This is a genomic window from Halomonas sp., assembly GCF_029263665.1.
In the GTDB taxonomy this organism is placed as follows: Bacteria; Pseudomonadota; Gammaproteobacteria; order Pseudomonadales; family Halomonadaceae; genus Halomonas.
Genome location: NZ_JAJUFQ010000001.1, coordinates 233,101 through 246,657, shown reverse-complemented (window position 1 = coordinate 246,657; position 13,557 = coordinate 233,101). Strand labels below are relative to the sequence as shown.

At 56.4% G+C, this 13,557-nt stretch carries 14 protein-coding genes; 5 read left to right on the top strand and 9 right to left on the bottom strand.

Annotation, left to right across the window (positions count from 1 at the left end; translation table 11 throughout):
- Positions 1 to 21: 21 nt before the first annotated feature.
- Positions 22 to 1,122 carry a phosphotransferase gene (locus tag Q1K07_RS01065; RefSeq protein ID WP_300306501.1) on the bottom strand — a complete coding sequence of 367 codons (1,101 nt, stop codon included), beginning with the start codon at positions 1,120 to 1,122 and terminating at the stop codon, positions 22 to 24.
- Between the two features lie 242 nt (positions 1,123 to 1,364).
- Between Q1K07_RS01065 and Q1K07_RS01060 the strand changes: the two genes are divergently transcribed.
- The 4 genes from Q1K07_RS01060 to Q1K07_RS01045 all read left to right on the top strand — a co-directional run bounded on the left by Q1K07_RS01060 (position 1,365) and on the right by Q1K07_RS01045 (position 5,941).
- Positions 1,365 to 2,219 (top strand): universal stress protein, encoded by an 855-nt coding sequence (locus tag Q1K07_RS01060; RefSeq protein WP_300306498.1) that lies wholly within the window; start codon positions 1,365 to 1,367, stop codon positions 2,217 to 2,219.
- A 250-nt stretch (positions 2,220 to 2,469) separates the two neighbouring features.
- Positions 2,470 to 2,766: a hypothetical protein gene (locus Q1K07_RS01055; RefSeq protein ID WP_300306495.1), complete on the top strand. Its 297-nt coding sequence runs from the start codon at positions 2,470 to 2,472 to the stop codon at positions 2,764 to 2,766.
- Between the two features lie 4 nt (positions 2,767 to 2,770).
- Positions 2,771 to 4,261 (top strand): sodium:solute symporter, encoded by a 1,491-nt coding sequence (locus Q1K07_RS01050; RefSeq protein WP_300306492.1) that lies wholly within the window; start codon positions 2,771 to 2,773, stop codon positions 4,259 to 4,261.
- Between the two features lie 315 nt (positions 4,262 to 4,576).
- Positions 4,577 to 5,941 carry an MFS transporter gene (locus Q1K07_RS01045; RefSeq protein ID WP_300306489.1) on the top strand — a complete coding sequence of 455 codons (1,365 nt, stop codon included), beginning with the start codon at positions 4,577 to 4,579 and terminating at the stop codon, positions 5,939 to 5,941.
- A 47-nt stretch (positions 5,942 to 5,988) separates the two neighbouring features.
- Here the strand turns inward: Q1K07_RS01045 and Q1K07_RS01040 are convergent, their stop codons facing one another.
- From Q1K07_RS01040 to Q1K07_RS01025, 4 genes are all read right to left on the bottom strand, one after another.
- The gene (locus tag Q1K07_RS01040) at positions 5,989 to 6,462 is read right to left on the bottom strand and encodes a DoxX family protein (protein WP_300306486.1); all 474 of its coding nucleotides are present in this window, start codon (positions 6,460 to 6,462) and stop codon (positions 5,989 to 5,991) included.
- Entirely contained in the window at positions 6,459 to 7,241 is a 783-nt protein-coding gene (locus Q1K07_RS01035; RefSeq protein ID WP_300306483.1) for a DNA-binding domain-containing protein, read from the bottom strand. The genes Q1K07_RS01040 and Q1K07_RS01035 overlap by 4 nt, the downstream gene beginning before the upstream one ends.
- A complete protein-coding gene (locus Q1K07_RS01030; protein WP_300306439.1) occupies positions 7,238 to 8,158 on the bottom strand; it encodes a DUF692 domain-containing protein in 921 nt (306 codons plus the stop codon). Before Q1K07_RS01030 ends, Q1K07_RS01035 begins: the two co-directional genes overlap by 4 nt.
- 93 nt (positions 8,159 to 8,251) lie before the next feature.
- Entirely contained in the window at positions 8,252 to 8,527 is a 276-nt protein-coding gene (locus tag Q1K07_RS01025) for a DUF2282 domain-containing protein (RefSeq protein ID WP_300306436.1), read from the bottom strand.
- 247 nt (positions 8,528 to 8,774) lie between these two features.
- On the opposite strand from Q1K07_RS01025, the gene Q1K07_RS01020 reads away from it, so the two are divergent.
- A complete protein-coding gene (locus Q1K07_RS01020) occupies positions 8,775 to 9,125 on the top strand; it encodes a RidA family protein (RefSeq protein ID WP_300306433.1) in 351 nt (116 codons plus the stop codon).
- Positions 9,126 to 9,244: 119 nt separating this feature from the next.
- Here Q1K07_RS01020 and Q1K07_RS01015 read toward each other — a convergent pair whose 3' ends face one another.
- The 4 genes from Q1K07_RS01015 to Q1K07_RS01000 form a co-directional block, all read right to left on the bottom strand.
- Entirely contained in the window at positions 9,245 to 10,759 is a 1,515-nt protein-coding gene (locus Q1K07_RS01015; RefSeq protein WP_300306430.1) for an ABC transporter permease, read from the bottom strand.
- 2 nt (positions 10,760 to 10,761) lie between these two features.
- Positions 10,762 to 11,517, bottom strand: a complete 756-nt coding sequence (locus Q1K07_RS01010; protein ID WP_300306429.1) for an ATP-binding cassette domain-containing protein — start codon at positions 11,515 to 11,517, stop codon at positions 10,762 to 10,764.
- On the bottom strand, positions 11,517 to 12,380 hold the full coding sequence (locus Q1K07_RS01005) for a putative selenate ABC transporter substrate-binding protein (RefSeq protein WP_300306427.1): 864 nt from the start codon (positions 12,378 to 12,380) through the stop codon (positions 11,517 to 11,519). The genes Q1K07_RS01010 and Q1K07_RS01005 overlap by 1 nt, the downstream gene beginning before the upstream one ends.
- A gap of 190 nt (positions 12,381 to 12,570) precedes the next feature.
- Positions 12,571 to 13,428: a MurR/RpiR family transcriptional regulator gene (locus tag Q1K07_RS01000; protein WP_300306424.1), complete on the bottom strand. Its 858-nt coding sequence runs from the start codon at positions 13,426 to 13,428 to the stop codon at positions 12,571 to 12,573.
- Positions 13,429 to 13,557: the final 129 nt, after the last annotated feature.

Genomic DNA, 13,557 nt, shown 5'->3' with positions numbered 1-13,557 from the left:
GCTTTCCTTGGGTCAATGATGTTATTGAATGTGATCTGAGGAAGGCGCGTGTTGATCGAGAGCATCGAGTTCACGGGCGACGTGTTCGATAACAGGCGATGACAGATAATGCTCGACGCGCTCGCGCACATGAGTGACAAGGGCATCATCACTGAGGTGATTCGACCAATCTTCTCCACGATGTTCGCTATCCACTTGCTGTGAATTCGTTGCACGCCATTTGGCGCACCAGGTCAATGACCATAACCACATGGCCCGGCGGCAGGCCATCAGCTCCTGCCACGGAAAAAGTTTACGGTGTTCTTGCATACATGACTGCCAGTGCTGATACAGCGAAACGACCTGCGCACGGGTCAGCACAGCTTGGGTGTTGATGTCCCAGGTGGTGGAGGTATACAGACTGAGATGGGCCAAGTCGAAACCTGGTAGGGAATAACGGCACTTTTCAAGGTCGACCAGCACCGCACGACCACTGCGTTCGATGAGGAAATTTCCGGGATGGGCATCGAAACTGATCAGGCCTATGGTCGACAGGTTGATGGCCTTGGGCAGGTTTTCCAGAGCTCGGTGAATCTGGTCATGGCTGGTGCTATTCAACTGGGCTGCATCCAGATGACTTGCCTGGGTGCGTATCTCCTTGAGCATTTCATGCCAAGGATTGGCTGGCGTCAGCAGGGGAGTGCGCCTGTTCTCCGGTGGCAAGGGCAGGCGATGGAGGCTGGCCAGCGCTTGCGCCAGACTCGGCAAGTCGTCAGGCAACTTGGCTGGGCGTCCTTCGATGGCTTCTACCAGCAGAGCTCCTCTCGGAAGTTGTTCATCGCAGGGCAGCACGCCATGCAATCGGGGGGTATGGCCACTGGCCTGAGCGCGCTCGAAGCATGTCGACTGGTAGGACAGGTTGTCATAGGCAGAGAGCTGCATCTGGCTCTGCTTGGGAATGCGTGCCACCCAATCTCCCCGGGGGCGTCTGATACGTACGTGCCAGTGAGCCAGTCCGGTATCTGCCATGGCGATGAGCGCGCTTTTCGGTATGAGCCAACCTTGGCGTTCGAGGCTCTGGTGCAACGCATTCAGAGGAGGTGCGGGATGGGGAGTGGCCACTGTCTGGGCATAAGAGGGCATGTCGCATTCCTGTGACGTTTAGGTTAGGTCGCCAAGGTCACCTGATCCTTACAACCTTTCTTCAAGTTCTTTTCTGAAAGTATTTTTCCGCTAGTACTTTTTACTCATCATTGGCGCGATAACATGACCTTGCCATGTTGCGGGAAAAATAGGCCAAGGGCCGTGACGTGATGTTGGTCGATGGTGTAAACAGGATGTAGATAAAAAGAAGACCAGCCAATTGCCAGCTGCAGGATGATGCAATGACAGAACAAGTAATGGCCGCTATCGATGGCTCGCAGTTTTCTGAAGCCATCTGTGATTACGCTGCCTGGGCAAGCAAGGCGCTGGATACGCCCTTGACCTTTGTGCACGTGGTCGACAATCACCCCCAGACTGCCGAAGCCGATCTATCCGGTACCATTGGTCTGGGCTCCCGGGAGCATCTGCTGGAAGAACTGGCCGAGCTCGATGAACGCCGGGCCAAGGTCGCGCAGGAGCACGGCCGCCTGATGCTCAAGGCTGCGATAGAGCGGGCTCGGCAAGATGGCATCGAGGAGCCCTGTAGCCGCCAGCGTAATGGGACTCTGGTCGAGACTTTGATTGAGCTGGAGGGAGACATTCGCCTGTTGGTGATTGGCAAGCGTGGCGAGAGTGCTGGCCTGGATAGTGAGCATCTTGGCTCCAACCTGGAACGCGTAGTACGTGGCATGCATCGGCCTATCCTGATGGTACCGTCAGTGTTCAAGGCTCCCGAGCGTGTGATGATTGCCTTTGATGGCAGCAAGACGACCCGCACGGGAGTGGAAATGCTGGCTTCCAGCCCCCTGTTCAAGGGTATCGATTGTCATGTGCTCATGGTCGGAGCCGATACAGGCGACAACCGTTCGCAACTGGACTGGGCTCTGGAGACATTGCGCCATGCGGGGCATGTCGCTGAAGGAGATATTCGTGCAGGGGAAGTGGAAGAGACCTTGCGGGCCTATCAGCAGGAGCATGACATCGATATGCTGGTGATGGGGGCCTATGGGCATTCACGTATTCGTCAATTGCTGGTAGGTAGCACGACAACCAGTGTGTTGCGTTCGGCCGGAACGCCCGTGTTGCTGCTACGTTAGTCGATACATGATCTGACATCGATCAACACTGGTGAGCCCCTGGGATCTTTCGAATCCAGGGGTATTTTTATGTCAACATGTCTTTTCCAGGCTTCGTCATTCACGAAGCCTAGGTTCCTGATTGTCGAATTGCGGTCACGTAACCACTGTCTCATGCTGTTATAGCCATTATTCCAATAATACGAGTTGCAACGAAATTTCCTTTCAGGAAAACGAACCCCCTTGCCAATAAAAAAGCAGAACACAACCCATGTCCCAACATATGTCTCCACGACGCAAACACGCCAGCGTCTCCGATGCCCCGAATAGAGAGCCTGTCCGTAAGCCCTGGATCTGGATCGTCATCGGTCTCATCATTGCCATTTCTGTTCCCTGGTACTGGCCGCCTGGAACCCTACAGCCCATTGTGCTGGGGTTGCCGTTATGGGCGCTGATTGCCGTTGTAGGCTCGATAGTCCTATGTGCCTTTCTGAGCTGGGCTTGTATCACTCAATGGAGTGATTCCGACGACGACATCGAACCGGCCAACGACGCGGAACAGGAGTGACAAGGTGCAAGAGTTAACTTTTGCCGGTACTCCCGGCATCCTCGTATTGATTGCCTATGCCCTGATGATGCTGGGTATTGGTTTCTGGGTGAGTTACAGCCGCCCTGGTGTGCGCGAAGACATGCAGAGCTATTATCTTGCAGGCCGCCACCTGGGTATCGTGGTGCTGTTCTTTACTCTGTATGCCACCCAATACAGTGGTAACAACATCGTTGGCTACGCGCCTGCCGCCTACCGCATGGGTTTTGCCTGGTGGCAATCGGTGATGTTCATGACCATCATCATCGCGGGCTATATGCTCTTTGCCCCGCGCCTGCATAACATTGCCAAGCGCCAGCAGTTTCTGACGCCCACCGATTGGCTGCGTTACCGCTTCGGTTCGCCGGCCATCACTTTGCTTTCCGCTCTGCTCATGCTATGGGGGCTTGGTAACTACCTGCTTGAGCAACTGGTGGCAATGGGGCACGGCATCTCCGGGCTCACGGGGGGGACGGTGCCTTATCAGATTGCGATGCTAGGCTTCGTGTTCGTGATGCTGGCCTACTCCTGGATGGGGGGGATGCGCGCCGTGGCTTTCACCGATGTCATGCAGGGTATCGCCTTGCTGCTGGGGGTGGCCGTGCTGGTCGCGGGTGGCCTGTACTTGATCGGTGGTCACCTGGGGGATGCCTTTACCTATGTGGTCGCGGAGCAACCCGACAAGGCTGCTGTTCCACCGCTGGAGAGTTCTGTCAGCTGGATCTCCATTCTGGTGCTGGTCGGCATTGGAGCGGCGGTCTATCCCCATGCTATCCAGCGCATCTATGCGGCCGAGAATACGCAGACGTTGAGGCGTTCTCTGGCTCGCATGGCATGGATGCCGCTGGTCACGACGGCGGTGATCTTCGTTGTCGGCATCATCGGTATCCAGCTTTATCCCGGCCTCTCCGATACGCAATCCGAGCAACTCGTTGGACGTATTGCCAATGATGTCGCGGCCATCAATCCGTTCTTCTACGTGATGATGATTCTGTTGTTCGGCGGTGTGGTGGCGGCAATCGTCTCCACGGCGGATTCGGTGCTGCTGTCGTTCTCATCGATCATTTCCAATGATATCTACAGGCGCCATATCCGCCCTCAGGCCAGTGAACAGCGGGCGCTGATGGTAGGCAAGATCTGTGGCCTGGTGGCGGTTGGGGGCTTGTTGATTCTTGCCTGGAACCCACCAACGTTGCTGGTGAATATCTTTGTTCTCAAGTTTGAACTGCTGATTCAGATTGCCCCAGCATTCATCATTGGACTGTACTGGAAACGCATGCAGAGCCTGCCCGTGTTCTACGGCATGTTGATCGGCGCCTTGCTGGCAGGAGGCATGGCCCTGGCGGGTATCGGCAAGGTGTATGGGGTACATGCTGGAGTGATTGGCCTGCTCGTCAACACGGCCATTGCAGTGGTTGGGTCGTTGCTGATGCCTGCTCGCGATGAGATGGCTTCCCTGGAGAAATCGAGCAATTGATGCCACACCATGATTGATGCTGTCCTGTCGTATCGGGGCATGTATTATCACCCTATAAAACACTTGTTCATCCCACAAACAACACCGCTGCTCTTCGGAGCGGCGGTGTTGTTTGTGGGGGGCAGCAAAGGGCATTCATACAGAAAAAAGAACAGCCAAGACACGAGAAAGGGTGGGAAAGAGACAAGATGCTGTCGGAATCTGAACGTCATTGAATAGCAAACGCCGTCACCATGGAGGGGTTATTCAACAACGATTTAGCAACAACGATATATCAATAACAACGTATCGTTCATCCTGGAATGGAGTACTGAGATGTCCGTATCTCCTGCCACATCTGAGCTGAACTCAGATAATGTCAGTATTGCAACGCTGCGCAAAGTGATCGCGGCCTCTGCCATTGGCAACTTCGTCGAGTGGTTCGACTTTGCCATATATGGCTTTCTTGCCGTGATCATTGCCCAGCACTTCTTTCCTCCCGGAAACCCGACTCTGGCACTACTACAGACCTTTGCTGTCTTCGCCGTTTCCTTTGCTCTCAGGCCTCTGGGGGGCATCTTCTTTGGCATGCTCGGAGATCGGGTCGGGCGCAAGCGTGTATTGTCGGTCACGGTGCTGTTGATGGCCGGGTCCACCACGTTGATAGGACTCCTGCCCACCTATGCCAGCATTGGCCTTTTTGCGCCGCTGCTGCTGGCGTTGGCGCGTTGTATGCAGGGGTTCTCGGCGGGAGGGGAATATGCTGGAGCCTGTGCCTTTGTCATGGAACATGCACCTCGCGAGCGGAAAGCGCGCTATGGCAGCTTTGTGCCGGTTTCCACATTCCTCGCCTTTGCCACGGCGGCAGCATTGGCGTATGTCGTTGGTCTTGTCATGTCGGAAGACACCTTGCAACGCTGGGGCTGGCGAGTTCCGTTTCTGGTGGCTGCTCCGCTGGGGCTGGTTGGCCTCTACATGCGCCTGAAGCTTGATGAGTCGCCTGCCTTTCAGGCCTTGCAGGCAGAGCCGGAATCACCTCATGCACCATTGAGAGAAACGCTCAGCCAGCATGGGACGACCCTGGTATGCCTGAGTGCGTTCATCTCCGCGACGGCGCTATCGTTTTACATGTTCACTACCTATTTCGCGACATACATGCAGGTGGTTGGTGGTGCATCGCGTAGCGTCGCCTTGATGGCCAGCCTGGGCGCGCTGGTTTTCGCTGCAGTACTTTGTCCGATCATCGGTCGTTATGCCGACTGGGTAGGGCGTCGCAAGACAATACTGACCGCCTGTCTGAGCTTGATCTTCGCTGTATTCCCTGCCTATATCCTGGCAGGCAAGGGAGAGCTATGGAGTGCCATGCTGGGAGCTTCCATGATGGCCGTGGGAGCAGTGATCTGTGGTGTGGTCACAGCAGTATTGCTGTCCGAACAGTTTCCGACACGGGTGCGCTATACCGCATCGGCACTGTGCTACAACGTGGCTTACACGATTTTCGGTGGTACAGCACCACTGGTGGCGACATGGCTGATTGATATCACGGGGCTTCAGTTGTCGCCGGCGTTCTATTTGATCGCGATCTCCCTGCTGGCCTTATGGGGAGGAATGAAACTGCCCGAATCATCCAAGTGGTCCTTGAATGATGACGCTGCATGGCCATCTCCTTCCGCTCCTCTTTCCGCCTCGTTGCGATCCTGACCCGTATGCTGGTGCGCAGGAAGATATGGTGTCTTCCTGCGCACCGCTTACTTCTCCTGGTGCTGACGCGATCGGCACAGGTGCTGGATCAGGCAATCCAGGGAGACTTTTCCAGGGCCGCGAAGCAACAGGGTCAACAGGCTGGCTGCCCATAAGCCATGTGTCACCCAGGCTTCGGGATAGACGAAGATTTCTATCACCAACGTCATGATGAACAACCCCAGGGCTGCCAATCGAGTGGCCAGGCCTGACCACAGCAGCAGCGACAGGGAAAATTCGGCAAAGGTGGCCAGGTAGGCTGCCAATGCAGGAGGAACGAGTGGCAGGTCGTATTCATACTGGAAGAGAAAGATCGTGCTGTCAGCCAGGGCGAAGCCATCGACTTTGGTCAGGGCGGACATGAAGAAGACACTACCGACGACAACCCGCATCAGTAGCAGCACGACATCGAGAGAGCGCTGGTTGAGCCAGGGCACCAGACTACCGTAATAGGTATTCAGTATTCGGAGGACTGGGTTCATAAAAGGGTTCCTGAGTCTTTCAAGGATGAGGTTTGGTAATCAGGTGCATATGCCAAGGCGCCCAGGCCTAGTAGTTCGCCAAGAGCCAATCCCAATGCTTCAGGGCCCATGTCAGAAGGATCAGACAGCATGTCCAGTGTGGCGCCGAGGGGCAGCGCCATGCTCAGGATGCCGTACAGCGAGGCGCTGTTGTCATTGATACGATGGAAGCTGACCTTGCGTTGTCGGCGTATCACCAGCCAATATCCGGGCCCATTGGGGCCAAGAGCCGTGGCTTTCTGGCCTTGTTCCATGACATCCCATATCTCCGCGACATCGTGTCGGCAACGGACACAGCGGCTGGCAGGATGCGGCAATACATACAGCTCATGGAGATCCTCGTGCTGTGATAACTGCAGTGCGTCAAAGCTGATGGCGTCGTCGGCATGGCTGACATCCAGTCGGGCACGTTCCAGACGGCAGATGTCAGCGACAAAACGATAATTTTCCAGTGCAGGATGGTAGTCGAGGCGATTGATCAGACCCTCGCCATAGCGATTGAGGCGCGGGTCTCGTGGAGGGTCGATCGTCACATAGTCGTTGGCCAGGGCGGAAAAAAAGCGTTCGCCGAGCAGTGCTCTCGTATGGGGGAAGGCGATTTCCAGCGCTTCGACCAGGCTATGGCGGATATTGTTGCGATAGACCTTCAGTCCGTTGTCCTGTCCCAGGTCGGCATCTGCCCGTTCTGAGGTACGCATGGCGGCAATGAAGCGTTGCTGCCAGTCGAGAAGCATGCTCATGACAAGGCTCCTGCTGTACTGAATACCCTGTGACGGTGGTGATGCGCCAGGGTAACTTCTTCCATCCAGCGTTCCAGGTCAGGTACGTTGTTATCCCATTCGATCAATGTCGGTAGTTCCGGGCGTTGACGAATGGCGCGCTGGTATAGCTGCCAGACGGCATCCTTGACCGGGCTGCCGTGGTCGTCGATGTACAGGGCAGGACTGGCTTGAGTGTCACGGCTATGTCCGGCCAGGTGCCATTCACCTACGGCGTGCCAGGGAATCTCGTTGAGATAGGCAGACAAGTCGCGTCCCATGTTGGAGGCGCTGATAAAGGCATTGTTGACGTCGAACAGCAAGCCGCAGCCAGTACGCTCGACCATGAGATTGAGAAAGTCGGTTTCGCTGAAGGTATTGATATCCAAACGGATATAAAGACTGGGATTTTCCACCAGAATCTGCCGCCCCAGACGCTGTTGTACGCGGTCAACATTAGCGCACATGATCTCCAGGGATTCTTGGATGAGAGGGACGGGTAGCAGGTCGTTGTAGCTTTGTCCTTTCAGGCGGCTCCAGGCCAGATGTTCGGAGACCAGGGCTGGAGACAGGCTTTCGACCAGTGTATTGAGTCGTTCGAGATGGAAACTGTCGATTCCTTCGGCACTACCCAATGACAGACCAACACCATGCACGGAAAGTGGGTAGTGACGAGCCAGTTCTACAAGCTGGTCCTGCACTGGGCCACCCGCATTCATATAGTTTTCTGCGTGGAGTTCGAGAAAGTCAGGCGCTGAACCGGGTTGTCCGTCAGCTTGCAAGGCTCGTTCCAGCAACGCTTCGGCATGCTGGTATTTCAATCCTATGCCAATGGCACCTTTGCCGAGCACAGGACCTGATGGCTGATGCATGGAGTGAATTGAGCGGGATGGGAGCATGGCAATATCCATGGGTAATGACGTTTTCCCGAGAATCCTTCATGACCACGACACCGGATGCTGTCCGGCATCGTGGTATATGACGGGTATCAATCAGGATTCGATAGGATCCAGGCTGCCATGCCCATTGGGTGTTTCGATGCTGGTGCAGGTACCTTCCGGAACCAGTGTCCAGGCATTGCCCTGATAATCCACGGTGGAAGTGCCTGCACAGGTGGTACCTGGGCCAGCTTTGCAGTCGTTCTGGCCAGCCAGTGAAACGCCATAACACTTTTCCATCTTGGCCTCGCCTTCGCTGGCCTGGGCAGTGGTAGCGGCGGCGGCCAGGGCGGTGGTCAATACGGCAGCGATCATCACAGAATGCTTCATGGTTTTTTCCTTATGCTTGGAATTAGTCTGACGGCTTGGCGCTTACCGTCGTGATTGCGTCGAGGGAAAGTGTGCAATCCTTACAGTGGTTTGCGGAAAAAACAGAAAAAATGACTGAACAGGAAGGTAATGGCTGCTATAAAGTGGCGATATACTGGTGTCTGCTATCGGTATTAAGCAGGCTGCTAGTGGCTTGGTCTTTATTTTTAATTTTTTTCGAAAAATAGAACTTTTTCAGGAGGTCGCAATGATCCAGCGTCATGATACCCAGGCCCGCATGAGTCGTGCCGTCATTCATCAAGGGGTGGCCTACCTGTGTGGTCAGGTAGCTGGCCCTGAAGCTCGCAATGGAGATATTACTGCCCAGACCAAGAGCATGCTGGAGCGCGTCGATGCTCTACTGAAGGAAGTGGGCAGTGATCGCGAGCACCTGCTGTCCGCGACTATCTATCTCAAGGACGGTAGCGACTTTGCCGCCATGAATGACGTTTGGGATGCCTGGGTGCCGGCGGGTCATGCACCGGCACGTACCTGTGTATGTGCACCGATGCCTGCTGATGAATTGCGCGTCGAAATCACTGTAACAGCAGCCGTCTAATTCCTGGCTAACGCTACTGCACAAGGTTTCATGGCAGCTGCACGAATAACGCCGAACGGGATACCCGTTCGGCGTTATTCTTGTCGTTCCCCATGGGGCTGTGGATGGCGAGACTGGTATCAAGATGGCTGGATGCCCTTGGGGCGTAAGCGCCGAGCTCCCGCATCGACGAGAATGTTCAGTCCTGCTGTGATCAGCAGCAACAGAAAGGCGACATCGAACATCAATGTCTGAAAATAATCGTCGATGACATAGCCCAGGGTCGCAATCCCCAGCATTCCGAGAATGGCGCTTTCACGCAGAATGACTTCCGCACGGTAATAGAGCAGGGCCAGCATGCCCGGATATACCCTTGGCAGCAGTTGGTAGCCCAGTTTGCCGCTGGCCGGGAGTCCGACCATATCCAGCTTCAGGTTGTCCGCATGGCGTGCCACCAGGAAGGCAATCAGGGCTCCGTTGTGCAGGGCCAGAGCCAACCATGCCGGTAGCAGGGAAGGCCCAAGCAGCAGCAGGAAGACGAAGGCCAGCATCAGTTCGGGAGTGGAGCGCAGGAAGATCAGCAGCCCCTTGCCCGCGACCTGTGTCAAGCGGTTGCCGAAATGGTGTGATGCCAAAGGCCAAAGCGTCAGCGCTACCAGCAAGGCTCCCACGCTACCGAGCAGCCCCAGCAGCAGGGTATTGGCGATGACCGGCAGTAGTTCCGGGATCTCTCGCAGCCAGTCGATCAATCCATTGATATCTCCTGCAAGCAGTGGCTGGGGCCAGATGTCCTGGCTGACGAAACGCCATACCAGGCTAGCGTCGATGTCCGGCCAAGGGCCAAGCAGAAACAGGCTGCTCAGGGCCAGCAAGGGAACAAGACGGCGATGTGCCCACCACGGCAGGCTGGCAATCAGGAGATAGAACAACCACATGACGGCGCCGGCTTCGAAATAGCGGCCCTCGCGAAAGGCGCTCTCGAGCTGATAGCCGAGTGTCGGTAGACCAACAAATCCCAGCAACACGCTGGATCGAAGGGCGCACTCGAAACGGTAGCGGGTATAGGCAGCCAGTTGGGCAAAGGCCAATGGCAGTTCCGTGTAGACGAAGCGCGACAGGCGCCCGGTTCCCTCAGGAAGGGCATCTCGAGCGGCGGTGGGAGTCTGTTCGAGAATTTCCGCATAAACCTTGGCGAAGATGCCCGCATAGGGAATCGCCAGGGCCGCCAGGGCTGTCAGCGCGGAAAGTCCGAATACCTGCAGGAACAGCAGCGCCCAGAACAGTTCATGTATTGCCCGGACGAAGGCGCAGCCTGCGCGGACGAAGCGTGATCGGGAAAACACCAGGGCCAGAGGAAAGCCCATTATCATGCCTGCCAGTGTTCCCCATAGTGCTACCGCCACGGTCAGGCCGATGGCGGAGAGAGGGGATTCCACGCTGCCGAAATGCGGCAGTACCAGGCCTTGAGCAATTCGTCCTAATTCGCCCCAGGGGGCCCGGCTGAGGACATGCAAATCGGCAAAGGGCAATACCAGCAATGCCAGCGCGATCAAGGTCAGGGTATGGCGTGCCAGGCGCATACCTGGCGACTTGCCGGCCAGAAGGCGCGGGGGGTGGTCCTGAAGGGCAAGCTCGGAAATCGGTGTTGCCGCCATGCTTATGCCTGGCCTCTAGGGCAGGGAAGAGAATCCTGTGGCCAAGGAGCCGTCTGTTCGATGTCCATCGTGGTCTTCGTGGCAGCCCCCGCACTGGGATAGAGAGCATCCAACGTATCCAGGCTCAATTCGGTGCTGGGTGCATCGAGAACGACCCGTCCCTTGTCCAGCCCCCAGACGCGATCGAAGTGCGTGAGGGCCAATCGATGCTGATGCAAGGCAATGACGCATCCCTGGTGGCGTTCGTGGATAACCTGCAACAGTTCCACCGCCTGGTGCGGGTCGACACTGGCGACGGGCTCGTCGCCAAGGAATACACTGCGTTGCTGATACAGAGCTCGACCAATGGCAACACGTTGCCGCTGGCCTCCAGAGAGTTGGCCGACTGGACGTTTCATCAGGCCCTCGAGTCCAAGCAATTGACACAGAGTCGCGATGTCCTGCCAAGGAGCCGCCAAAGGACGTAGCAGGTTCCACAGGTTGGCCAGGCCTGAATGTTGCTCCAGGCGCCCCATATAAATGTTGTGATAGACGGCCAGCTCTGGCACCAGACCATGATGCTGCGGGCACCAGGCGGCCTGCTTGCCGAGCCGTTGGCGCAGGGCGGAAAGCAGTGTGGACTTCCCAGCCCCGCTGGCGCCGAGCAAGGCAATACGTTCACCTGGGTGAAATGTCAGGTGTACCTCTGACAACACCACATGGTCACCATGACCCAGGTTTTCGCCGTCGAATACGGCCAGGGGCGGCACGAGGGACATCAGCGTAGCAGGCCGAGGCTCTCGGCCACGTCCTCGATGGGAGCGTACATCGGGTTGTCGGCTGGGATGAAACCAGAGCGAGGGAAACTCTCGAGCAGTTCAGGGTCGTCCATGTCGAGCAGAGCCTGGCGTACCTGTTCGCTGAAGCCATCGCCATAGTGCTCGTCAGCATCACCACGTAGCGTCCACTGGTAATCCGGGTAGGTGGGTGTCTCCCAGATCACATGCACTTTACTGGTATCGACGAGGCCATCCTGCATCGCCGCATCCCAGACGGCATAGTTGAGTGCACCAATGTCGTAGGTGCCAGCTTCTACCAGGGCCAGGGTGCGCGAATGGTCGCCCGAGAAACCTACGCGCGAAAAAATCTTTTCTGGAGCTTCGGAAAAACGCTCGCGCAGATAGTAGTCAGGCATCAAGCGGCCGGAGGTGGATGTCTTGGCACCAAAGGTGAAGGTCATGCCCTGAATGTCATCGGGGAGCGTATTGCTGGCATCCAGGCCAGTACTTTCATGGGCAATGAAATAGGTCTTGAAGGCGGCATCCTCGGCACCCTGGGCGATGGCCTGAGAGTCGGGCACCAGGCGTCGGGCCTGAACGCCTGACAAGCCTCCGAACCATGCCAATTGCACTTGGTCGTTGCGGAAGGCCGTGACGGCAGCGCCGTAGGACTTGACCGGAACGTACTCCACTTCGACGCCAAGCTTCTCTTCCAGATAGTCCGCTACCTTGGAAAAACGCTCGACCAAGCGAGACTCATCTTCATCAGGAATGGCCGTGAAACGGAAGGTATCAGCGAGAATGGAAGGCGAAAAGAGCCCAGCCAGGAGCAATAGACTAAGGGGCGCGAAGGCAAGACGCATGGATACGGACCTTGAATGGAGGATGATGTTGAAGTGTTGAGGGCGCGAACGGCCCATACAACAATAGGCGCTGAGTGGTACGGCGCCTATTGTTGTGTTTTGGTTATCAACTGACAAGTCCCGGGATGGCTGGGCCGTTATCGAATTGACAGCTTCATCCTGCATTTTAGCAGAGCAGACATCGGGCTCATCAGTCGCCGAGGGGGTAGCGCGTTTCCCTGAGGCTATCCTTGATCTTCTTGAGATGATGCAGGAAGTCTTCTCCCCGTCTTAGGGTTACACCGGTGGCCAGTACATCGATCAATGCCAGTTGCACCATGCGTGATGTCATTGGCATGTAGTGGTCCGTGTCCTCTGGCGCGCTGATCTCGAGCACTTCGGTGCATTGCAGCGATAATGGAGAGTCAGGAGCCGTGATGCCCAGCACCACCGCGCCGTTTTCCCTGGCCAGGGCCGCAATGTCAACCAGTTCACGAGTGCGCCCGGTGTACGAAAGAATGACGATCACATCTCCGGTATGGCAGGCCGAAGCGATCATGCGTTGCATCAATACGTCGATGTAAGCCGTAACGGGGAGATTGAAGCGGAAGAACTTGTGCTGCGCATCCTGGGCGACGGCGCCGGAGGCACCAAGACCGAAGAAATGGATCTGCTTGGCCTGGATCAAGTAATCCACCACACGGTCGATACGCTTTGGCGACACTTCGCGGCGAGCCAGGTCCAGGGCCGCGATGGTGGCACCGAAGATCTTTCCTGTATAGGCCTCGGCACTGTCGTTGGGTTCGACAGCCTGGCTGACATAAGGGGTGCCCCCGGCCAGGCTCTGGGCCAACTGGATCTTGAAGTCGGGATAGCCCTTGGCATCGAAGTTACGGCAGAAACGGTTGACGGTAGGCTCGCTGACTGACGCTGCCTGAGCCAAACTGGCAATACTCATACCGGTGGCAGCAGAAGGGTCAGCCAGGATGACATCGGCGACCTTGCGCTCCGAGCGGTTGAGTTCATCGAGTCTGTCGCGAATGCGGTTGATGAGGTCGTGACGGACCATAGTAGAGGTAACTCTCTGAAGTAAAATTGGGCTTGTCGTAGATTAACTTGGCGTAGCTGTTTGACGTAGTAATTTAACTACGCATTGTGAGGTATCGTAGCGCCCTGGCGCTCTACGTCCAATGGATAA